Raw genomic sequence first — 20,652 nt, 5'->3', positions numbered from 1 at the left:
CCCGTGGACGCGGTGCACCGGCACGACGCTACGCACGCGGGTGACAGAACGGCAATCCAGGGGCGTTTCTTCGGTCAGCGGCCTGCGGCGGGCCCGCGACCTGCGCTGCGGCCATTGATCGGAGCGGCGACACCAGCTGCCCATTCAATCCCCGGGGCGGAAGAGTCACGGTCAGACGGCACGGACGGCCGACTCCGGATCGTCCGGCGTACGAAGGGAGCCCACCAAGTGAATCCGAGCGAGCACCCTGGCGCGGTACTGGGATTCGAGGAGTACGTCCGTACCCGGCACGACGCTCTGCTGCGCAGCGCCCGGCGCCTGGTCCCCGACTCGCGCGACGCCCAGGATCTGCTGCAGACCGCGCTCTTACGCACCTACCGCCGGTGGGAGCGTATCGCGGACAAACAGCTCGCGGACGCCTACCTGCGCCGCGTCATGATCAACACCCGCACGGAATGGTGGCGGGCCCGCAAACTCGAAGAACTACCCACCGATCAGCTGCCGGACGCGTGCATCGAGGACTCCACCGAGCAGCACGCCGACCGCGCGCTGCTGATGGACATCATCAGGACACTGGCGCCCCAGCAGCGCAGCGTCGTGATACTGCGGCATTGGGAGCAGATGTCCACCGAGGAGACGGCCGCCGCCCTCGGCATGGCCCCCGGAACGGTCAAGAGCACACTGCACCGGGCACTCGACCGACTCCGCCGGGAGCTGCGGCGCCGCGACCCCGGCTCCGCTCCGGCACCGGCCGCCGAACCAGGAAACCCGCGGGCAGGCCGTCCGGCGTGACGATGGACCACGTGCCCGGAACGCCGTGTCGTCAGGGCACAGCGGCGATCATGCGCTCCTGGCGTCGTCCACCCGCTCGCCCTCCGCCTGCGACGGCTCGGTCCTGGGGACGTCAGGGTGCTGTTCCACGGCCGCGCGCTCGGCCGGTTCGTCGCGCTCGCCCTCGGCCTGGGACGGGGTGTGAGAGTACAGCCAGCGGTCGTATTCCGAAGCTCCGGTCTTCATGACAGACCTCCCTCTTCCGCTCAGCTCCCATGCTCCCCCTCGGCCGCGGCAGGGGCGACAGCAGCCGGCGCCGCACGACCGCTTCGGTCGCAGAGGTGGCGGGACGTCGGAACGGCTCGTCCCCGTCCTGTCGCGGAATCCCCGCGGAATTGTCCGTGATCCGTAACGAACGGATCCTGTGACCGAATTCCTCCGTCCTGACGGGTGCACGCAACCCACGGAGACGGCAAGGAACGGGGCGGACATGGTGAGGCATGGCGGACGGGGCTGGCACGGCCGGGTGCTCGCGGCGGCGATCGGGGTGACGGCGGTGGCCGCCGCCACCTCGGTGTGGTCCGCGCAGGCCGATTCCGCCGCGGGGCAGCACGCACGAGCCGGCGTCTCGGCCAGGCCCGCCCACCCGGGCGGGGCGCCGGTGTCGGTGGACATCGCCCATGCCTCGGACCGCGGTGCCCGGGGCGTCAACATCACCATCGACGACGGGCCGGATCCCGCCTGGACGCCGCAGGTGCTGGAGGTGCTGCGGGAGAACGGAGTGAAGGCCACGTTCTGCATGGTGGGCACCCAGGCCCAGGCGCACCCCGACCTGGTCAAGGCGGTGGTGGCGGCCGGGCACCGGCTGTGTGACCACACGGTCTCGCACGACACGACCATGGACACCAAGTCCGAGGCGTACCAGTCACAGCAGATCCTGAACGCCGAGCGCATGATCACCAAGGCGTCGGGGGGCGTCCGGCCGCTGTACTACCGGGCGCCCGGCGGTGCCTTCACCCCCTACAGCCGCCGGCTCGCCGCCTCCCGGGGGATGCGGCCGCTGGGCTGGAACGTCGACTCCAAGGACTTCGAACAGCCCGGCACGAACGCCATCGTCGCCACCGTCGAGAACGAGATGTCCAACGGTCCGACCGTCCTCTTCCACGACGCGGGCGGAGACCGTTCCCAGACCGTGGCCGCCCTGCGCGAAATCCTGCCGTGGCTGAAGCAGCAGGGACACTCCTTCGGCTTCCCGGTGCGCTGAGCACCGCCCACCCCGGGCGTCCAGACGGTTGTTTGCCCGCTCTTTGACAGTGGACGGAGTGTGTTGTCGGCCAATGCGCGCGATCCCCGCGGTCGCGTCGGGAAGGCGCGGCGCGGGGTACCGTGCCGCGCCGGCAGCCTTCGGAGCGCGCCGTCACCGCCGTTGCGGTCACGCCGGGTTCGGCTGGAGCGGTGTCGCCACCCCGGCTTCGAGGGTGTTCTCACCGCGCCGCCCCGGGGCGCCGACGTCGATGACGGGGTGCAGGCGGTCGGCCGGTGGCGGCCGCGCGCCGTTGACGGTCACGCCGGAACGTGCCCCTGGTGCGCAGGAAACGGTCCCATGTCGTGCTGTGCGCGGGCCCGTTGTACGGGCCCGCCTCGCAGGACAGCACCGTGCGCCCGGCCGTGTCCCGGCCGCCGGCCGGGCAGCGGAAGTCGTCCAGGTTCTTGAGGCCGAGGGACTCGCCATCGGGGATGTCGAGGGCACGCCCCAGCGGGCCACCGTGGTAGCGGCGGTCAGTCCGGCGGTCAGAACCGAACGGCGTGAGATCCCGGCCGCGCTGCGGCATGTGTTCATGCATCAGTGGGCCGCAGGGGTCGAGACGGATTGAATCTCTTGAATCAGCGTCGAACGCCGGAACGTCAAGCCGCCGGTTCTTACGGGTCAAGATGTCGGCGGCGTGCTGTGCCGCCACGCAGATGCGCTCACCGCGGCGGTGTACGGGCCGGCCGTGGCGGTCGAGGGACCGCCCGGGCATTGTCCGGACGGCAGCGACGGGCCCCGCCAGTGGTGCGCGGCACTCCTCAACAGCAACGCGGTAACCCGCTGGGGGAGCTCATGGACGGCCCGACGTGTCACCCGGAGCGGCCGGCAGCGCGAGATGGGCGAGGTCACCTGGTGGCGGAGTGGTCACCGGCCACAGCGGAGCGGCCTCTCCGTCGGCGATCGCGGCCGGTGCGTCGGTGAGGTTCATGCGCTCACGCAGGCGGCCGTAGAAGTCCGTCGGTCCCAGGCGGACCGCTCTGAGCCGACGGGGAGAGGCGTACACGCCGATCCAGTCCCCCGGGTCGAGGACGCCGCGCAGTTGGCCGTCGATGCTGACGGCGGCTTGGCCCGACCGTTCGAGCACCCTCAGGCCGATGGGTTCGTCGGGGGCGGCCACGACGGACCGGTTGAACGCCATGTGCGGGGCGACCGGCGTGAAGATGAGGCCTTCGGCACGAGGCGAGACGACCGGCCCGCCGGCCGCGAAGCTGTAGGCGGTCGAACCCGTCGGCGTGGCCACCAGCAGCGCGTCGGCGGAGTAGGACGCCAGGAGCCGACCGGCCAGATAGACGCCGACCGACACCTGCCGGTCCCTCGACAGTTTCTCCACCACGATGTCGTTGAGCGCGGTGACGTTCAGGGCGATGCCCCAGTCGTCACCGATCTCGCATTCGGTGCGCACCCGTGGCGGTGGAAGCAGGGGTCCCCGGCCGTACTGCAGGAGTGCCTGCAGGCCCTCAGGCACCTGCAGACGGCACGAAGCCCGCAGGGTGAGAAGCATCCGCCTCTCGACGGTGAGCCGTTCGTCCCGCACGGCGTCCAGCGCCGTCCGCACCGCCGTGGCGGGGACCTCCGTCAGGAAACCGACCCGCCCGAGATCGACTCCCAGCACCAGAGCGTCGTTCTCGGCAGCCAGTCGGGCGCCACGCAGGAAGGTTCCGTCGCCGCCGAGCGTGACGATGAGATCCGGATCGCCCGCCGCTTCGAGTTCCTCCCGGGCGCTCAGCCGCCCGCCGTCCTGCCACACGTCGATGTCCGCACACTCCACGTCGTTCTCGTGGCACCACGCGCGAACGACCCCAGCGGCATCCACCGCCTCGTCTCGTCCTCCATGGACGACGAGGCCGATACGGCTCAGTGTCACACCTGCCTCCAAGCCGGCTCGCGGACGGAAGGCCATACTCACCGCGGGAGGATCGACCACTTCGTACGCCACGCCGCGGAGGGTCCTGCTTTGCGCGTGCCCATGGCCTCTCCTGCGGCGGCATCCTCATCGGCGAAGTGCCGTCAGTGGGCGGTCGCCGAGGAGACGGCGGCCCGGGCCGCGCGTTCCACCAGCGAGATGCCGTCCTTCATCGACGTGTTGCCGTCCGAGAGGATCGCGACGAGGTAGTGGCGTCCGTTCGCCGTGACCTGTCCCACGCTGTTGACGTCCCACAGCCCGGTCGTGGTGCGCCGCAGCCAGCCGTTCTTCAGGGCCCATCCGGAGCCGGCGGCCGCCGAGACGCCCCATGCCTGCTCACGGACGACGCGGGTCATCAGCGTGCGGAGGTAGGTTCGGGAGGACGCGCTGAGCGGTGTGGAGCTCCCGGGTGACGCCGACTTGGTGTCGAACACCGCGCGCAGCAGCCGTATCTGGTCGCTCGACGTCGTCCGGGTCAGCCCCCACCTGGCGCCGGGGCCGCCCTTCGTCGAGGTCAGCCCGAGCCGCTTGTTCGCCGCTGCCAGTCCCGGCGCCAGGCCGATGCGCCGCCACAGCGCGCTCGCCGCCTCGTTGTCGCTGCGCTCGATCATCACCTCCGCCTGCGCGCGTTCCTGCGCGGTCAGGCCGTGTCCGGTGTCCTGCGCCCGGAGCAGCGCCGCGGCGAGGATGTCGACCTTGACGATGCTCGCGGTGTCGTACGGCGTGTCGTCGCCGTAGACCGCGGGCCCCCGGCCCGTGCCGTCCAGGTCGAGCACTGCGGCCGTCACTCGCGCGTTCCCGTGTGGATGTACCAGCGCACGGAAGTGGGTCGCGGCGTCGTCAGGCCCCGCAGACGCCGCCAGTGCCGGGGCGAGTGTGCCGACCGAGAAGAGCGACGCCACCGAGGCCGCGAGAACGCCGACGCGGACCACGGCACGCCTGGCCTGGGGCCTGCGCCTCCCCGCGCTGCGCAGGTGTGACAGGGGGAGCGGTCGGTGCGGCATGGTGAGGGGCCTCGGCAGTTCACGTGGGGGCACAGAACTGCGAACGTAGACAAAACACCCGTCCCGCGACGTGACCCATGCCACGGAAGGACCCCTTGGGGGGGAATTGTGGGGAGAACCACATGTTCAGGAGCGCGCGGCCCGTCGACGGCCCGTGCGGCTCATCACGGTCGCCGCCCCGGCACACCCTCGGCGTCGGCGCCGAGCACGTCGTCGACGCCGCACCATCCGCACCGTCTGAACCGCCACCACCACCAGCATCGTCATGCACGGCGGCCAGCCCCGGAGCGTCACCGCGCACGCTCTGCCCAAGGTGATCACCCGCTGGCAGAAGCCTCCAGGCAGTGCCCGGGAGTGGGACCCGGGAGCAGCCTGCCGGCCGTGGGGCATCCCGGCCCGGCTGACCGGGGCCGCGTGCAACCCGTCAGCGCCCCGGGAGCCGGTCGTAGGTCTTGAACGTGTAGGTGGCGTCGTAAGAGATCAGGTTCCCGCTCGCCGCCGGCAGGCCGAGCCTTCGGTTGAGGGGTCCGGCCAGGGGCCCGCAGTGCTCGGCGGCAGGGGCGGTGAAGGTGTCGTCGTACGCCGAGAACTTGATCAGCGGCGGATTCTGGGAGAGCCACTCCGAGGGGCCCGACCTCTTCAGCTGGAAGTCGACGGGCTCGTTCGCACCGATGGTGCAGCTGTGCGGCAACAGCGGATTCAGCAGCCGGAAGCGCAGACTCAACTGCCCGGTGTAGAAGTCGGATCGGCCGCCGTACTCCGGCTGTATCGCCAGTCCCAGGAGCCGCGAGTGCTCATCCGCCGCGGTGCCGGGCAATCCCCCGGGTATGGAGGTCGGCGCGCTGTGCATCGCGCCCCACACCTGCCCCTTGGTACCGTCCGGCAGAGGACCCTCGGCGTGGGTCATGGTGATCGGGGCGAGCGTCACGGAGACCTTTCCTACCGCCAACGCAGGCACGGCGCTGTGCACTTCGCATCTCCAGCGGGTCGGGTCGGCACCGGCGGGGAGCGGTGGGCAGTTGCTGAAATCGGTAGTGGAACGGGTGGTGGAAGTCGGCTCGGAGTAGGCGGTACCCGGCGCGTACGCGGCCGCCAAACCTGCGAGCGCGGCGGCACCGGCGGCGGTCACGGCGGCGCGGTGGACGAAGGAGAGGCCGGGGCGGTCAGTAGTGGAGATCGGCATGACCATCAGCCTGCCGCTCACCACTCATCAGCCGCCATCGGTGACACCCCCACCCCTGCCCTGAGACGACCCTGACGTCTTGTCAGGGAGATGAACGGGTCGTCGGGGGGCACGGCCGTGGGGGGTGGGGCAGTCGTCCCGGGTGAGCGCGTGGCCGCCGGACGTCTGGTCGGCACGGAGGGCCGGCATCTCGCTCAGGTGACGCAGGCGCCGCCCGATGGTGGTGAAGGGCGGCGGCCAGGGGTGCGGACGGGATGCAGGTTCGCTTCCTCAGCCGCCGGACCGACCAGCAGTCCGGCACCGGCACCCAGAGACACCGGCACCGGCGGACCCGTCTGCACGGAACCCGGCGACCCCGGCACGGGCGACTTCGGCGGGCGCGGCGGCACGGGCCGCTGCGGCGGGCACCACGGCGGCGACGGCCTGGCGGCTCCGGCAGCGGCGGCGAGAAGGGGCCCTGCCCCGACACGCCCGACCCCTCCGACGCCCGAGCCGGGCGGGGATGTCGTCGTCAAGTGAACGAACATGCGGGAACCCCGTACCCACGCCCAGAAAGCTAACCCGTCGGACGACCGAAGACCGGCCGGGCCCAGGTCGGCGGGTCCGGGACCGGCCCGCCACGCCACCGCGCCTCGGCCACCCCGGGGTCCACCAGGGTCGCCCGGCGCACTCCCGCACCGCCGGAACCCTCGCCGCCCGCAGCCGCCCGCAAAGCCGCCACGAACTCCAGACACGAGTCGTAACGATCCCCCGGAACCTTCGCCAGCGCCTTGGCCATCACCTCGTCCAACGCCGATGGAATCTCCGCCCGCCTCTCGCTCAGCGCAGGCGGGTCGTCGTACTGATGCGCCCACAGCAATGCGATGTCCCTGTCCCGCCGGAAAGGCGGCCCGCCCGTGAGAATCTCATAGACGACACAGGCAAGGCTGTAGAGATCACATCTGCCGTCCACGGGACGTCCCGAAATCTGCTCCGGCGCGACATAATCCAGCGTTCCGACGAACTCACCGACCGTCGTGAAACCCGTCAGTGACAGCGACTTCTTCGTCAGTCCGAAGTCCGTGAGATACACGTGTTCAGGGTGATCGCTGTCCGTCCCACCGGCCACCAGGACGTTCCCGGGCTTCACGTCCCGGTGCACCAGATCATGCTCATGAGCCGCGTCGAGCGCCGACGCCACCTGACCGGCGATGCGCAGCGCCGCCTCCACCGACAGCGGGCCCTCACGGTCCAGCAGAGCACGCAGATCCAGGCCCGAGACATAACGCATCGCTATGTACAGAACGCCCTCCGCCTCACCCGCCTCGAAAATCGGCACAATATGCGGGTGGTCGATCGCGGCGGCCACCCGCGACTCATGCACGAAACGCTGGCGGAAGGTCTCGCTCCGTGCCATTTCCGGGGCAAGCAGTTTCAGCGCGACCAGACGATCCAGGCGCAAGTCCCTCGCGCAGTAGACGACGGCCATTCCCCCGCGGCCAAGCTCGCGCTGCACCTGGTATCCGGCAATCCGCGCCCCCACCACATTCGCGTTGCCGCCCGGGAAAACCCCCGACGCGCCCGCTTCCGGCACCGAGCCCATCACACACCGCCCCCGCCCCACCGCGCCGGCCCCGGCACCGCCCGATCCACACACCACCCGCCCATACCAGAATCCTAGCCGCCAAACCGAACGAATGCCCTAAAGCAGGCACTCGCCCATCCCTCCGCCCCCGTCGCGCTACGGCAGCGGCGTGCCGCCCGTCGCGTTGAGGATCTCCGCGGTGATGAAGCTCGCCTGCGTGGAGGCGAGATAGACGTACGCCGGGGCCATCTCGGCCGGCTGTGCCGGTCGGCCCAGCGGGCTCTGCTTGCCGAACTCCGCCGTGTCGGGCATGGTCGCCGGAATGAGCGGGGTCCACACGGGGCCCGGCGCGACCGCGTTGACGCGGATGCCGCGCTCCGCGACCATCTGGGCCAGTCCCTGGGTGAAGGTGACGATCGCGCCCTTGGTCATCGCGTAGTCCAGCAGGTGCGGGCTGGGCTTGTACGCCTGCACCGACGTGGTGTTGATGACGCTGCCGCCCTCCGGAATGTGCGGCAGGGCGAACTTCGTCAGCCAGAACATACCGTAGAGGTTCGTCCGCATGACCCGGTCGAACTGCTCGGTCGGGATCGCCTCGATGCCGTCCGGCTGGGACATCTGGTACGCCGCGTTGTTCACCAGGACGTCGATACGCCCGAACTCCGCGACCGCCCGCTCGATCAGCGACCGGCAGTTGCCCTCCTCGCGGATGTCGCACGAGACGGCGACGGCCTTGCGACCGGCGTCCTCCACCAGGCGGGAGGTCTCGCGGGCCTCGTCCTCCTCCTGCGCGAGGTAGGTGAACAGCACGTCGGCACCCTCGCGGGCGAAGGCCAGGGCCACGGCCCGGCCGATGCCGGAGTCCCCGCCCGTGATGACGGTCCTGCGGCCCTCCAGGCGCCCGGAGCCGCGGTACGACTCCTCGCCGTGGTCGGGCGGCGGGTCCATCGGCCCGGTCCAGCCCGGGTGCGGCTGGTCCTGCGAGGAGAAGTCGGGGCGGGGGTGCTGCGTGGTCGGGTCCTGCTGGGCGTTGTGCTCACGGGTCACGTCGGCCTCCTGTCTCCCGGACGGGCGGGACAGGCGACCGGGTTCCCGGATTCCATGAGCCGAAAAGCCACGTCAACGCTCAGCGCTCAGCGCTTTTGCCACGCTTGGCCGCACTCTGCCTCTTGGACGCCTTCTTCTGTTCCGTCTGCGCTCTGTTCGTCTTGGACTTCGGTCCCGGCCCGGCCGCGGTCGTCACCGATATTGTCCTGTCCCGCTCGCGGGCCGCGTCGTCGCCCGTGAGGGAAGGAGCCGGAGCCGAGTCGGTGCCCGGTATCTTCGGGACCCGCGCGGCGGGTGCCGCGGGGGCCGGCGACGTCTCCTCGTCCGACGGCGTCGAGGGGGTGCCCGACGGCTCCGTGGCGGGCGCGGTCGGTCCATGGCCGTTGGCGCCCGAAGCGGTGGTGCTCCCGGAGCCGGACAGGTCTCCGATCGATCCGGTCAGGGTGACGCCGAGCAGCGCGGCCAGCGCGGCCCCGGCCGTCGCGAGGCTCCGGCCGCTGCGTCGGCGGAGGGCCGAGGCCTGGCGCGGGGCCGCAACGGTCGCCACCGGGTCGCGTTCCTCGGCAAAGGCCGGGACACTGCCGCTGTCCACCCGGCCGGTGCCGTACGTCCCGGCCCGCAGCACGGTGCGGGGACCGCTCGGGCTCAGGGTGGTCAGCACGTCGGCGCAGACATCCGCGGCGGGGCGTTCGCTCTCGTCCCGGGCGGTCATGGCCCGCAGCAGCCGGGACAGGTCGCCGTCGAGGGACGTGGGAATGACCGGGGGGCGGTGCAGGCGGGCGATCGCCGCCTCCAGCGGGGCGCCGTCGTACTCCAGTCGTCCCTTGAGGCACTCCAGCAGGGTCAGGCCGAGGGCGTAGACGTCGGCGGCGGGCCCGACCTCGCGGCCCATGACCTGTTCGGGAGCCAGGTAGGCCGCGGTGCCCACCAGTGCCCCGGTGGCGGTGCGCGTGGTGCCGTCGATCAGCCGTGAGATGCCGAAGTCGGTCAGGTGAGGGATGCCGGCCTCGTCCATGAGGATGTTGGACGGTTTGACGTCGCGGTGCACCACCCCGGCGGCGTGTACGTGGGCCAGGGCGTCGGCGAGGGCCGCGCCGAGAACGCACACCTCGGCACGGGGCAGGGGGCCCGATGCGATGCGCGCGCGCAGTGTCGAGCCCTTGAGGAGCTCCATGACCAGGAAAGGGCGGCCTCTTTCGCGTCCGAAGTCGTGGACCGTGACGAGTCCGGGGTGCTGCAGACGGGCCAGCAGGAAGGCCTCCTCGGCGAAGCGTTCCTCCGTCTGTGTGTCACCGCCCGCGCGGAACACCTTCACCGCGACGGGTCGCCTCAGCTGGAGATCGAAAGCCTCGTGGACGTCGGCGGCGCCGCCACGCCCGAGCAGGGCGTCCAAGCGGTAACGGCCGGCCAGCACCGCGCCTCGGAGGGGCGATTCCGGCCCCGAGGACCATAGGCGTACTGGCATGTGCTCTCCCCCATGACGGGACGATGGCGTGTCCCAACCGGCGTATCCGGATGGAGACGTTCGCGTTCCCGCGACGGGCCACGTTATCCCTGGCGAACGCCGTTCGCCGACCGGGGGAGGTCCGCGGCCGCAATGGTCCGGCACGCCGCCCGGGTACGGCGCTCGGGCCGCCAAGTGGCCACCAGTGCGGCGGCCAGCAGGAGTTCGGCGATGTCCCCGCCGTAGTACATGATCTCCGCGCCTTGCCGGACCTCGCTGATGGGTGCGTGGATGTCGACGAAGAACCCGCCGTACATCGCCTGCGCCATCAGGGCGTGCGCGGCGACGGCGATGCCCAGGTACACCAGCCGGGCCGGTACCCCGGGCCGGGTGGGTGCGGGGTCGGGGCCGGCGATGGCGTGGGCGAACAGGCAGCCGGACGCCAGGAAGTGCGCGCTCATCAGCCAGTGCCCCGCGGGATGGTCCATCGCGGTGTTGTACAGCGGGGTGAAGTACAGCAGGCCCAGACCGCCGGTACTCAGTACCAGGGCGACCGCGGGATGGCCGAGTACCCGTGCGGGACGGCTGTGCAGCACCGCCGTCACCTGGCGGGCCCGGGCGGGCTGCAGAGAGCGCAGCAGGAGGGTGAGCGGTGCGGCCAGTACCAGCGCCGGCGGCGCGTACATCCCGACGAGCATGTGCTGGGCCATGTGACCGCGGAAGTCGGTGTGCGCGGCCGGTCCCAGCGGTGGCAGCGACGCGGCGGCCAGCAGGAGAAGCCCGGTGAGGAACGAGGCCGAACGCCAGGCCGGCCACCCCCTGGCGGGGTTGCGGCGACGGGCTCGGCGCACGGCGAGCAGGTAGCCGACGGCGGCGGCGAGCAGGATCAGCCCGGTCGGCACCAAGCCCGGCAGAGCGCCGCCGGTGCTGTCGTGGTGCATACGCTGCATGCCGTCCATCAGGCACGGCCCCCGGCCGGCCCGGCACCGCGGGGGGCGTCCGGGTCGAAGGGCCGGCCGCCGCGCTGCAGCAGGAAGCCCCCGGCCACCAGCAGCCCGCCCAGGGCGAGGAACCCGGCGTCCCACCACGCCTGGTACGGGCCGCCGCGCACATGGTGGATGCCGAGGATCTGGTGGTCCAGGAGCCCCTCGACCAGGTTGAACATCCCCCAGCCGGCCAGGATCCAGCCCCACAGCGCCCGCGACGCCCACGCCGCCCGACGGTTGTGCGTGACCCGCGAGTGGAGGATTCCCAGGCCCGCGATGACCGCGACCCAGCAGACCGCGTGGAAGACGCCGTCCCACACGGTGTTCATCTCCAGCCCGGACACCGTCTTCGGGCTGTAGTACTTCACTCCGATGTGGTCGTGGTCGGTGCTGGTGAGCATGTGGTGCCACTGCAGGAGCTGGTGCAGCAGGATGCCGTCGACGAACCCGCCGAGCCCCACCCCGAGGACGATCCCGGGCAGCCGCAGACTGCCCGGCGCCGCCTCGGCCGACCGGGCCGTGCCCGCAGTAGTGGTCATCACCCGAACTCCCTTCTGCCGACAGTGCTCCCAGACGTATCCACAACGGATCCCGTCCACAAGCCCACCCTCACACGCAAAGGCTGGAAGTAACCGGGTGGAAATCCTCACCCCGTTGATGAGCCGCCGCATCACCGGTTCCATGGCCCCTACGGGTCGTCACCGGCACCCCGGGCAAGTACTTCACCGGGCTGCGGGCCGGCCTCGGGGCGGAGGGGTGCGCACGAACGGCAAGGGGGAGCTGAGACTCATGAGCCCCAACGACGGCCGCCACCACGCGAATCCGGCCACTGACGACAGGACGGTGGAGTGGCGGGCGCACGGGGCGATCGGTGGGGGTACCTGCCACCGGGCGACCTTCCCGTCGGTGAGCGACGGCAAGGTCACCTACCGGGACAGACAGCGAGTGAGCGCTGTCCACGAGTACACCACCCGGGTGATCGATGTGGCGACCGGCGAGGAGAAGGGATCCAGCAGGCCTCTCCGCAGACCAGCCTCGGCCCGACGGCCATCACCGGCGATCACGTCTGCCGGCTGGTCGACGAGATCCAGCAGAACGGCTACACGGCCCTGCGGCGGTCCGGGCTCGGCGGCTCGGGCATCACGGACCTCAGCCCGGAGTCCGGCCCGCGGGCGCTGAGCGTCTCCGATGTGACGGCCTCCGCAGAAGCGGTGACGATGGTCGCCCGCACGCCGGACCGCGAGATCCGCAACGCATCACTGTCCGAGCTCTGGCAGTTCACACCGGAGCACAAGGGCGACGGGTGGGCGCAGAAGCCGGGTCTCCTGCAACCGGGGCGAGCAACTCCCGGCCGCGGCGGGCCTCCGGCACCCAGGTGGTGTGGCTGGACGCGACCACCGGCATCAGCGATGTGGTGACACGGACGCGGCCACGGGGCACGTGCGGCTGATCTGACACAGGAGCGGTGGCCCGGCCGGGCACCTGCGGCGGGCCGGCCCGCGGCCCGGCTCTCGTCGACCGCCGCCGCGAACCGACCCCGGTCTGTCCGGCCCCGCGCCCGCGTTCCCTCGCGCGTTGCGTGCCGTCGTCCGCCCGGCTTGCCCTTACCGTGCTCTAGACATGACCGGCAGTAAGGAACGGAGGGGAGGCGCGAGACGCCGTGACGGATGCGGACGGTCGAGCGGCCGGGCGGGGCCGAGGGCGCCGGGCGGGCGGCGCGGTGCTGGGCAGCCGGCCCGCGCACTCCGTGCGGCTCCCCCCGCGTGTCCGCTCCAGCCCGTCGGCCCTCTCCGCGGCCGAGCGCACGGTGCCGTCCCTGCGCGTGGCCGCGGCCTACGCCTGGCGCCTGATTCTCGTCGGCATCCTCGTCTACGGGATCTTCACCGTCCTCGGCCGCTTCCAGCTCATCGCCGTGGCCCTCTTCCTCGCCCTCGTCGTCACCTCGGTCCTGCGTCCCCTCACCGACCTGCTGAACCGTGTGCTCCCCAGGCCCCTGAGCGTGGCCGTCGCCCTCGTCGGCAGCCTGCTGCTCCTGTTCGGCCTGCTCGCCCTCGTCGGCAACGCGGTGGCAGGCGAGTCGGCGAAGCTGGCGGGTGAGTTCCGGGGCGGCGTCCACCGGATAGAACTGTGGCTCCGGCGCCCGCCGTTCCGGCTCAGCCCCGGCAGACTCTCCGATCTGCAGCGGCAGGCGACGGACTACGTCAACACGCACCGGGCGAAACTGCTCAGCAGCGCGGTCAGCGGTCTGGGCAGAGTCGTCGAAGTGGTCACCGGAGCGGTGCTCGCGTTGTTCTCCTCCGTCTTCTTCATCCACTCCGGCGAGCGCCTGTGGGCCTGGGCCCGCGACCAGCTGCTGCCCAGCGGGGCCCGGCCGGGGTGGGACCGGGCGGGTCGCGCGGCCTGGCGGACGTTCGCCGGTTACACCCGCGGCATCATCATCGTGGCCGCCACCAACGCCGTACTCGTGGGTGTCGTCCTGCTCGTCCTGCGGGTGCCGCTCGCGCTGCCGCTGACCCTGCTGGAGTTCTTCGCCACGTTCGTGCCGCTGGTGGGCTCACCGGTCGCCCTCGGTGTGGCCACGGTGGTCGCCCTCGCCGGGCGCGGCCCCCTCACGGCCCTGGCGGTACTCGTGCTCATCGTCGTCATCGGCCAGCTCGAGGGACACGTGCTGCACCCCCTGGTGCTGAGCTGGGCGGTCCGCCTCCACCCGCTCGTCGTCGCCGTGTCCGTGATCGCCGGCAGCATCGTCGCCGGCGTGATCGGCGCCGTCGTGGCCGTCCCGTTCATCTCCGTCGTCTGGTCGGTGCTGCGCGCGCAGCGGACCGCGCCGCCATAGCAGACAGCGACTTTTCAGCTGCCCCGGAAGGGGCACGCGTCCGGGGTACGCACCCGAGCGGAGGGACGGTGCCGCGATGGCCGAGTACGAACGTTCACGCACGATGCCCGCACAGCCCGAGCGCGTCTTCGACCGGGCCGCCGACGTCGGCCGGCTCGACGCCTGGCTGCCGGACGCCCTGCACGTGCGGCCCCAGGAGCCACCCGCCGTCACCGTGCACGAGGATCGCTCCGACGAGGACACCTCGGCCCTGCTGCGCGCCGAGCGCGACCAGATGCGCATCGAGTGGGGCACCCGCGAGCAGGGCAGCTACGCAGGCTGGCTCCAGGTCGCCGGCATCGGCAGCGGCGCCAGTGAGGTGACCGTGCACCTGTCGTTCTTCGAGGACAGCCACGACCCGGGCGAGCGGGCGGCCTGCGCCGCCCTCGACAGCAGCCTGGAACGGTTGGAGGAGCAGGTGCGCGGGGGCGCCCAGGACCTGTCCGGCTAGCGGGTCCGGGCGACCAGGAGGGCGACGTCGTCGTGGTCGTCGGGGTGGCGCAGGCCGTACAGCAACAGGTCGCAGGTCTCCTCCAGGGGCCGCTGGGGCTCTTGGAGGAAGCTGAGGAGCACGTTCAGGCGGTCGTCGATGGGGTGGTGGCGGGTTTCGACAAGGCCGTCGGTGTAGAGGACCAGCAGGTCGCCGGGGCCGAGGTGCACCGTCGTGGTCCCGAAGGTGATACCGCCGACGCCGAGGGGGACTCCGGCGGGCAGGTCGAGCAGCTCCGGGGCCTTTCCGGCGCGGGCCAGCGCCGGGGGCATGTGTCCGGCGTTGGCCAGGTGGCACAGCCTCGTGTGGGGGTCGTAGACCGCGTAGATGCAGGTGACGATGTAGTGCTCCAGATCGCAGGTGATCTTGTCCAGGTGCTGGAGGACCGCGGCCGGGGCGAGGTCGAGGTCGGCGTAGGCGCAGGTGGCCGTACGCAGCCGGCCCATGGTGGCGGCCGCGTCGATGCCGTTGCCCATGACGTCGCCGACGACCAGCGCGGTCTTGTCGTCGGCCAGGGCGATGACGTCGTACCAGTCGCCGCCGACCTCACTGGTGGCCTGCGCGGGCTGGTAGCGGGAGGCGAGTTCCAGCCCGGTCTGGTGGGGCGGGTGGTCGGGCAGCAGGCTGCGCTGGAGGGTGAGGGCGGTGTTGCGCACGCTCTGGAACCAGCGGGCGTTGTCGATGGCCACGGCGGCTCGGCCGGCGAGCTCGGTGGCCAGGATGACGTCGTCCTCGTCGAACGGCAGCGGGTTGCGGGTGCGTTTGAGGTCGAGCGCGCCGAGCACCTCCCCGTGGGCGATCAGCGGCACGGCGAGATAGGAGTGGACGCCGGCGCGTGCCAGGAGCGTCGTGCCCTCGGCATCGCGGGCGATGCGCCGTAGATCCTGTTCTCCCACGTGCCGCACCAGGACCGGCCGGCCGGTGTGGACGCAGAGGGTGACCAGGCGGTCGCCGTCGTAGGCGGCGAGGTCGCCGGGTGGGTCGGCGGCGCGCAGGGCCACGGTGGGGTGGGACGCCCTGAGGGCGAGCGCGCGGAAGAGCTCCGGGCCGTTGTCCGGCTTACTGGTGCGGCGGCAGGCCAGGGCCGCGTCGAGGACGTCCACGGCGACCACGTCGGCCAGTTCGGGGACGGCGATGTCGGCCAGTTCGTGGGCGGTCTCCTCGACCTCCAGCGTGGTGCCGACGCGGCTGGAGGCGTCGGCGATGAGAGCCAGCCGGCGCCGGGCCCGGTCGGCCGCGGTGGCCGCGCGGTGCCGCTCGGTGACGTCGACGACCGAGGCGGCCGCCCCCAGGGTCCGCCCGCCGGGGTCCTCCAGGCGGTAGAAGGACAGGGACCAGGCGTGGTCGTGGTCGGGGTCGGTCGGGGGGCGGCCCACGTGGTACTGGTCGAGCAGCGGTGTGCCGGTAGTGAGCACCTGGCGCAGGGCGGACTCGATGGTGTCGACGTCGGAGAAGGGCAGGGTGTCCCTCAGGTGGCGGCCGATGTGGTCCTCGGCGGGTATGCCGTCGATACGCTCCAGCGCGGGGTTGACCAGGAGATAGCGCAGCTCGGGATCCAGCAGGCCCAAGCCGATCGGGGACTGGCTGATGAGCCGCTCGCACAGCGCCAGGTCGGTCTCGACACGCTGCAGCAGGGTGTGGTCGGCCGCGATGCCGAGGGCGTAGGCGCCCCCGACGTCGTCCAGCAGCCGCATGGTGCGGAACTCCATCAGGCAGCTGCTGCCGTCCTTGCGCCGGATGGGGAAGGCCCCCGCCCAGCTGCGACCGGTCTCCAGCACGTCCGCGAACAGGCTCAGGACGGACTTCACGTGCTCCGGGCCGATCAGCAGCCGCGCGGCGTACGAGCCCAGTGCCTCGTCCGCGGTGTAGCCGAAGAGCTCTTCCGCCTGCGGGGTCCAGAACACGATGCGCCCGCCGGTGTCCAGGACCACCGCGGCGACGCTCAGCACATCCAGCAGCCCGGTCGGCCGGGTCGACTCGGGGCCGCACGCGTCACCGCCTGGCTGGAAGGACTCGGCTGTCATTCCAGGCCCTCCCTTCCGCGAGGACGGCGTCCGGCAGGGTCACGCACCGTCCGGAAGTTGTTGCTCCGCCCAGATCGTCTTGCCGCCCGAGGTGTGGCGGGTGCCCCAGCGCTGGGCGACCTGGGCCACCAGGAAGAGGCCCCGCCCTCCCTCGTCGGTGCTGAGGGCCCGTCGCAGGTGCGGGGAGGTGTTGCTCGCGTCCGAGACCTCGCAGATCAGGGCGCGCTCATGGATGAGACGGAGCCTGATCGGGCCGTACGCGTGCCGGATGGCGTTGGTGACGAGTTCGCTCACGATCAGTTCCGTGGTGAAGGCCACCTCGTCGAGGCCCCACACGGACAGCTGCCGGACGGCGTTGTTCCGGGCCACGTGCACCGCCGAAGGGTCCGCGGGGATGTCCCAGGAGAAGACGCGGTCGGGGCTCAGCGCGTGGGTGCGTGCGATGAGGAAGGCGACGTCGTCGCGTGGGCGTTCCGGCAGCAGTGTGCGGACCATGATGTCGCACAGTTCCTCGAGCGGCCGGTCGGGATGGGCCAGGGTGAAACACAGGCGTTCCATCCCGACGTCGACGTCCCGGTCCGACGCCTCGATCAGCCCGTCGGTGTAGAGCGCGATGATGCTCCCCTCCTCCACCGCGATCTCGGCCGACTCGAACGGCAGGCCGCCGAGTCCGAGGGGCGGACCGGCGGGAATGTCCGGGAACTCGACCGGCTCCCTCAGGTGTGCGATCGCCGGGCTGGGGTGCCCCGCGCGCGCCACCACGATGGTGCGGGCGACCGGGTCGTAGACGGCGTACACACACGTCGCTCCGACCACCACCGGGCCCTCCGCGGACGCTTCGGCTTCGTCCGACAGGCGTACGACCAGGTCGTCGACGTGGGTGAGCAGTTCGTCCGGGGGCAGATCGAGATCGGCCAGCGTCTGGACGGCGGCCCGCAGCCGCCCCATGCTCGCCGCGGCGTGCAGCCCGTGACCGACCACGTCGCCGACGATGAGCGCGACCCGGGCGCCGGAGAGCGGGATGACGTCGAACCAGTCACCGCCCACCCCCGCCTCGGTGTCGGCGGGCAGATAGCGGTAGGCGACCTCGACCGCGTTGTGCTGGGGCAGGTCGGGCGGCAGCAGGCTCGTCTGCAGGGTGAGCGCCGCCTGATGCTGCCGGGCGAAACGCCGGGCGTTGTCGACGCACACGGCGGCCCGCGCCACCAGTTCCTCGACGAGGAGCAGGTCGTCCTCGTCGAACGGCTCGGGGTTCTTCCAGCGCAGCAGGGTCACCACGCCCATGGTGATTCCGCGTGCCCGGAGAGGTACGACCAGGTGCGTGTGCACGCCCAGCCGGACGAGTTTCATCCAGCGCTGGGAGTCGTTGACGAGCCAGGGTGTCGAGGCGCTGACGACTTCGCGAATCGGCTTGCCCGTGGCCAGGCAGCGTTCCTGGGGGGAGCGGGCCGGATAGTGGGTGGCGGCGCCGATCTCGACGACCACTTCGGGCCGGTCCTCCTGGATCGACAGGTGAGCGGCCCGGCGCAGGGTCCTCTCGTCGCGCGTGGGTCCTCGCGGCGGGTCCGCCTCCGCCCGTACGGCGTCCAGCAGATCGATCGCCACGAAGTCGGCGACCCGCGGCACCACGACCTCCGCCAGCTCCTGCACCGTCCGGTCGAGATCCAGGGTGGTGCCGATGTGTTCGCTGGCCTCGTTCAGCAGGGTGAGCCGGTCACGGGCCGAGTCCTGGCCGGTGGCGTGGAGCGCGACGAGGCAGATGCCCAGCGTCTCGCCTGCGGCGTTGCGCACCGGGAAGAAGGAACGCAGCCTGAAGCACCTCTCTCCTGTCCGGCTTGTCCGCCGGGACATGTCGTGGTGCGGCGGCGAGTGTTCCAAGGTCACCTGAGGTTGCCCGGTGATGAGCGCGCGCCTGGCATGACGATTCACGACGGGCGCCGATTCACCGGCGTCGGTGAGGGTCCAGGACGCCTCGTCCTGGTCCGGCCGCGGCTCCTCCATGTCGGCCAGTGCCCGGTTCGACCACTTCCAGCGCAGGTCCGTGTCCAGCATGGCGATTCCGATGGGCGACCGCTCGAGCAGGCCTTGCGCGACCGCCTCGAAGAACTCGTGCTCCGCCTGTTCCTTGGCGTCACGCGCGACGACGAGCCAGCCGTGGTGTCCGTCGGCGCCGAGGAGAGGGCACGCCCGGATCGCGAGGTCGACGACGCGACCGGCCCGGTGCCGGACGCCGAGCACGCCCGTCCAGCCCTGGCCCGTCCGACGCAGCCGTGACGCGGCGGCGGCCAGGTCCCCGCCTTCCACGACGCACTCCACCGGGCGTCCCACCACGTCACCGGCCGGGTAGCCGAGCAGGCTCCCCGCTCCCGGGCTCCAATGGACGATCAGCCGCCCGGCATCGATGATCACTACGGCCGCGGACTCGATGTCGAACGGATCGGCCGGATCTGCACTGCCGAGCGCGCCACTGACGCCCATATTTTCGTCCCCTCGCAGGGCCGGGCCCCCACGAGCCCATTGTTGCACTGAGGGTCGGCCCGCGCCGAGCCGTGCGGGGCCGCTCCGAGCCGGGGAGCGAGACAACCGCGGGAACCAGCGGTAGGTGCCGAAGACCTTGGTGCGAAGGGGTCGGGCTCGTAGCCGTACGCCCGTTCTCCACCACGCCCAGGCCGCCGTTCGCCATGATCACGCGCTTGAGCGGCGCGCAGGTCTGCAGGCCGACGATCAGTTCGCGGTCGCGGTCGATCCAGCCGGGGGCATGCGAGGTGATCGCCAAGGGGATGGGGCATCGACGTCGACGACCGGCGACGGTCGTCCGGGAACAGCGCGCTGACCTTCTCCCACACGGCCCGGGTACGGTCCGTGGGCCCGGTCGGAAAGGCCGCTTCCCCCTCGTACGTCGTGTGGTGGACTGGATGAAGTCGGGCACGTCGATGCGCGACCGTCACTGCGTCCCGGCGAAGTCCCGCCAGGCTTCGGCGGTCCGGCTGCCGGTTGTCACCGTCGCGGTCATCACGGGGTCCTCTCCCCGAGCGCTGCTGTCACGGTCGATGCTCGTGGCGGCGGGTGAGCTCCGGGAGCTCCGGACAGGGCATCCGCCGGTCCTGTCCGGCCCCGGCCCGCGCCGGGACCTTCGGCCCCGCCCGCCGCGGCCCGGACCGTGCCTACAGGTCCGGGCGGACGAGCGTGCCGGACATGCCGTGGACGATCTCGTACGCCGCGTCGAGGCAGCCGATGGCCGCCAGGCCCCCGGTGTGCTCCACGAAGCGGGCGGCCGCCTCGGCCTTGGGTCCCATCGAGCCCTCGGCGTAGCGGCCCTCGCGCAGTCCGGCGGGGGTGGCGTCGAGGACGGGCCGCTGGCCGCGGGTGCCGTAGTGGGCGTAGACGTTGGGGACGTTGGTGAGGATCAGCAGGAAGTCGGCCTTGAGGTCCTCGGCGAGCAGGGCGGCGGCCAGGTCCTTGTCGACGACCCCCTCGGTGCTGTGCAGGAGGCCGCGGTCGGCGGTCACGGCGATGCCTCCGCCGCCCGAGCAGATGACCAGGGTGCCGCTCGCGAGCAGGTCCCGGACGGTTTCCGCCTCCAGGATCCGCTCCGGAGCGGGCGAGGCGACCGCGCGGCGCCGGCCGCCCGCGTCCTCGGCGGTGGGCCGGTCGAACGCCGGGTCGTCGGGGCGGACGAGGGTGTGCGTGACCAGCGCGGCGATCCGGCGCCCGGGCAGCGCGTCCCGCAGGGCACGGGCCAGCAGGGAACCGATCAGGCCCTGTGTCTGGGCACCGAGCAGGTCCAGCGGGTAGGGGGCGGTCAGGGCGGGGTCCGCCGCGCTCTCCCCGGCGAGCAGGCCGAGCTGGGGGGCGTTGCCGTGGGTGAGCACGATGTCGTGGTCGTGGGCGAGCGGGGCGATCGCGGTGGCCACCCGCACGACGTTCGCCCGCTGGACCTCCGCGTCGGGGCCCTCGCCCCTCAGGAGCAGGGCGTTGCCGCCGAGGGCGATGACGATGCGCATGGGTCTCGTTCCTTCGGGTGCGGTGCCCGCCGGGCGGGGACGACGGTC

Annotated in this window: 17 protein-coding genes and 1 pseudogene; 4 read left to right on the top strand and 14 right to left on the bottom strand. The window is 71.8% G+C overall.

Going from position 1 to position 20,652, the window contains the following annotated elements:
- The first annotated feature begins 228 nt into the window (after window positions 1–228).
- Window positions 229–792: a SigE family RNA polymerase sigma factor gene (locus ACIBBH_RS30915; RefSeq protein ID WP_399410244.1), complete on the top strand. Its 564-nt coding sequence runs from the start codon at window positions 229–231 to the stop codon at window positions 790–792.
- Window positions 793–840: 48 nt separating this feature from the next.
- Here ACIBBH_RS30915 and ACIBBH_RS30910 read toward each other — a convergent pair whose 3' ends face one another.
- The gene (locus ACIBBH_RS30910) at window positions 841–1,017 is read right to left on the bottom strand and encodes a hypothetical protein (RefSeq protein ID WP_399410242.1); all 177 of its coding nucleotides are present in this window, start codon (window positions 1,015–1,017) and stop codon (window positions 841–843) included.
- Between the two features lie 244 nt (window positions 1,018–1,261).
- On the opposite strand from ACIBBH_RS30910, the gene ACIBBH_RS30905 reads away from it, so the two are divergent.
- Window positions 1,262–2,035, top strand: coding sequence for a polysaccharide deacetylase family protein (locus ACIBBH_RS30905; protein ID WP_399410240.1), 774 nt, complete (start codon window positions 1,262–1,264; stop codon window positions 2,033–2,035).
- A 168-nt stretch (window positions 2,036–2,203) separates the two neighbouring features.
- Here the strand turns inward: ACIBBH_RS30905 and ACIBBH_RS30900 are convergent, their stop codons facing one another.
- The 9 genes from ACIBBH_RS30900 to ACIBBH_RS30860 all read right to left on the bottom strand — a co-directional run bounded on the left by ACIBBH_RS30900 (window position 2,204) and on the right by ACIBBH_RS30860 (window position 11,750).
- On the bottom strand, window positions 2,204–2,338 hold the full coding sequence (locus tag ACIBBH_RS30900) for a hypothetical protein (protein ID WP_399410373.1): 135 nt from the start codon (window positions 2,336–2,338) through the stop codon (window positions 2,204–2,206).
- Between the two features lie 532 nt (window positions 2,339–2,870).
- Window positions 2,871–3,944 (bottom strand): NAD(+)/NADH kinase, encoded by a 1,074-nt coding sequence (locus ACIBBH_RS30895; protein WP_399410238.1) that lies wholly within the window; start codon window positions 3,942–3,944, stop codon window positions 2,871–2,873.
- A gap of 143 nt (window positions 3,945–4,087) precedes the next feature.
- The gene (locus ACIBBH_RS30890) at window positions 4,088–4,987 is read right to left on the bottom strand and encodes a serine hydrolase (protein ID WP_399410236.1); all 900 of its coding nucleotides are present in this window, start codon (window positions 4,985–4,987) and stop codon (window positions 4,088–4,090) included.
- A gap of 424 nt (window positions 4,988–5,411) precedes the next feature.
- On the bottom strand, window positions 5,412–6,170 hold the full coding sequence (locus ACIBBH_RS30885; RefSeq protein ID WP_399410234.1) for a hypothetical protein: 759 nt from the start codon (window positions 6,168–6,170) through the stop codon (window positions 5,412–5,414).
- Between the two features lie 556 nt (window positions 6,171–6,726).
- A complete protein-coding gene (locus ACIBBH_RS30880; protein ID WP_399410365.1) occupies window positions 6,727–7,752 on the bottom strand; it encodes a serine/threonine-protein kinase in 1,026 nt (341 codons plus the stop codon).
- A 138-nt stretch (window positions 7,753–7,890) separates the two neighbouring features.
- Window positions 7,891–8,781, bottom strand: a complete 891-nt coding sequence (locus ACIBBH_RS30875; RefSeq protein WP_399410232.1) for an SDR family oxidoreductase — start codon at window positions 8,779–8,781, stop codon at window positions 7,891–7,893.
- Between the two features lie 79 nt (window positions 8,782–8,860).
- Window positions 8,861–10,246 carry a serine/threonine-protein kinase gene (locus tag ACIBBH_RS30870; RefSeq protein ID WP_399410230.1) on the bottom strand — a complete coding sequence of 462 codons (1,386 nt, stop codon included), beginning with the start codon at window positions 10,244–10,246 and terminating at the stop codon, window positions 8,861–8,863.
- Between the two features lie 83 nt (window positions 10,247–10,329).
- A complete protein-coding gene (locus ACIBBH_RS30865; protein ID WP_399410228.1) occupies window positions 10,330–11,184 on the bottom strand; it encodes a cytochrome c oxidase assembly protein in 855 nt (284 codons plus the stop codon).
- A complete protein-coding gene (locus tag ACIBBH_RS30860) occupies window positions 11,184–11,750 on the bottom strand; it encodes a DUF2243 domain-containing protein (protein ID WP_399410226.1) in 567 nt (188 codons plus the stop codon). The genes ACIBBH_RS30865 and ACIBBH_RS30860 overlap by 1 nt, the downstream gene beginning before the upstream one ends.
- Before the next feature lie 1,121 nt (window positions 11,751–12,871).
- Here ACIBBH_RS30860 and ACIBBH_RS30855 point away from each other — a divergent pair.
- Window positions 12,872–14,047 (top strand): AI-2E family transporter, encoded by a 1,176-nt coding sequence (locus tag ACIBBH_RS30855; RefSeq protein WP_399410224.1) that lies wholly within the window; start codon window positions 12,872–12,874, stop codon window positions 14,045–14,047.
- A 76-nt stretch (window positions 14,048–14,123) separates the two neighbouring features.
- Window positions 14,124–14,537: an SRPBCC family protein gene (locus ACIBBH_RS30850; protein ID WP_399410222.1), complete on the top strand. Its 414-nt coding sequence runs from the start codon at window positions 14,124–14,126 to the stop codon at window positions 14,535–14,537.
- Here ACIBBH_RS30850 and ACIBBH_RS30845 read toward each other — a convergent pair.
- From ACIBBH_RS30845 to ACIBBH_RS30830, 4 genes and pseudogenes are all read right to left on the bottom strand, one after another.
- Window positions 14,534–16,600, bottom strand: a complete 2,067-nt coding sequence (locus tag ACIBBH_RS30845) for a SpoIIE family protein phosphatase (RefSeq protein ID WP_399410220.1) — start codon at window positions 16,598–16,600, stop codon at window positions 14,534–14,536. The two genes, ACIBBH_RS30850 and ACIBBH_RS30845, sit on opposite strands and share 4 nt — an antisense overlap.
- Window positions 16,601–16,639: 39 nt before the next feature.
- Window positions 16,640–19,078 carry a SpoIIE family protein phosphatase gene (locus ACIBBH_RS30840; protein ID WP_399410219.1) on the bottom strand — a complete coding sequence of 813 codons (2,439 nt, stop codon included), beginning with the start codon at window positions 19,076–19,078 and terminating at the stop codon, window positions 16,640–16,642.
- Window positions 19,079–19,195: 117 nt separating this feature from the next.
- Window positions 19,196–19,535: pseudogene (locus tag ACIBBH_RS30835) on the bottom strand (pyruvate formate lyase family protein); the annotation flags it as partial.
- Window positions 19,536–19,764: 229 nt separating this feature from the next.
- Window positions 19,765–20,604, bottom strand: a complete 840-nt coding sequence (locus ACIBBH_RS30830) for a carbamate kinase (protein WP_399410218.1) — start codon at window positions 20,602–20,604, stop codon at window positions 19,765–19,767.
- Between the last annotated feature and the right edge of the window lie 48 nt (window positions 20,605–20,652).

This window comes from Streptomyces sp. NPDC051636 (assembly GCF_044453765.1).
Taxonomy (GTDB): domain Bacteria; phylum Actinomycetota; class Actinomycetes; order Streptomycetales; family Streptomycetaceae; genus Streptomyces.
Note: the sequence above shows the minus strand (reverse complement) of the source record. Positions and strands in the feature narration are given on the sequence as shown.

Bases quoted from the DNA above. Each gene is read 5' to 3' on its own strand.
- ACIBBH_RS30910 (WP_399410242.1), bottom strand. From the start codon at position 1,017: ATGAAGACCGGAGCTTCGGAATACGACCGCTGGCTGTACTCTCACACC.
- ACIBBH_RS30905 (WP_399410240.1), top strand. From the start codon at position 1,262: ATGGTGAGGCATGGCGGACGGGGCTGGCACGGCCGGGTGCTCGCGGCG.
- ACIBBH_RS30890 (WP_399410236.1), bottom strand. From the start codon at position 4,987: ATGCCGCACCGACCGCTCCCCCTGTCACACCTGCGCAGCGCGGGGAGG.
- ACIBBH_RS30885 (WP_399410234.1), bottom strand. From the start codon at position 6,170: ATGCCGATCTCCACTACTGACCGCCCCGGCCTCTCCTTCGTCCACCGC.
- ACIBBH_RS30880 (WP_399410365.1), bottom strand. From the start codon at position 7,752: ATGGGCTCGGTGCCGGAAGCGGGCGCGTCGGGGGTTTTCCCGGGCGGC.
- ACIBBH_RS30870 (WP_399410230.1), bottom strand. From the start codon at position 10,246: ATGCCAGTACGCCTATGGTCCTCGGGGCCGGAATCGCCCCTCCGAGGC.
- ACIBBH_RS30865 (WP_399410228.1), bottom strand. From the start codon at position 11,184: ATGGACGGCATGCAGCGTATGCACCACGACAGCACCGGCGGCGCTCTG.
- ACIBBH_RS30860 (WP_399410226.1), bottom strand. From the start codon at position 11,750: ATGACCACTACTGCGGGCACGGCCCGGTCGGCCGAGGCGGCGCCGGGC.
- ACIBBH_RS30850 (WP_399410222.1), top strand. From the start codon at position 14,124: ATGGCCGAGTACGAACGTTCACGCACGATGCCCGCACAGCCCGAGCGC.
- ACIBBH_RS30845 (WP_399410220.1), bottom strand. From the start codon at position 16,600: ATGACAGCCGAGTCCTTCCAGCCAGGCGGTGACGCGTGCGGCCCCGAG.
- ACIBBH_RS30840 (WP_399410219.1), bottom strand. From the start codon at position 19,078: ATGGGCGTCAGTGGCGCGCTCGGCAGTGCAGATCCGGCCGATCCGTTC.
- ACIBBH_RS30830 (WP_399410218.1), bottom strand. From the start codon at position 20,604: ATGCGCATCGTCATCGCCCTCGGCGGCAACGCCCTGCTCCTGAGGGGC.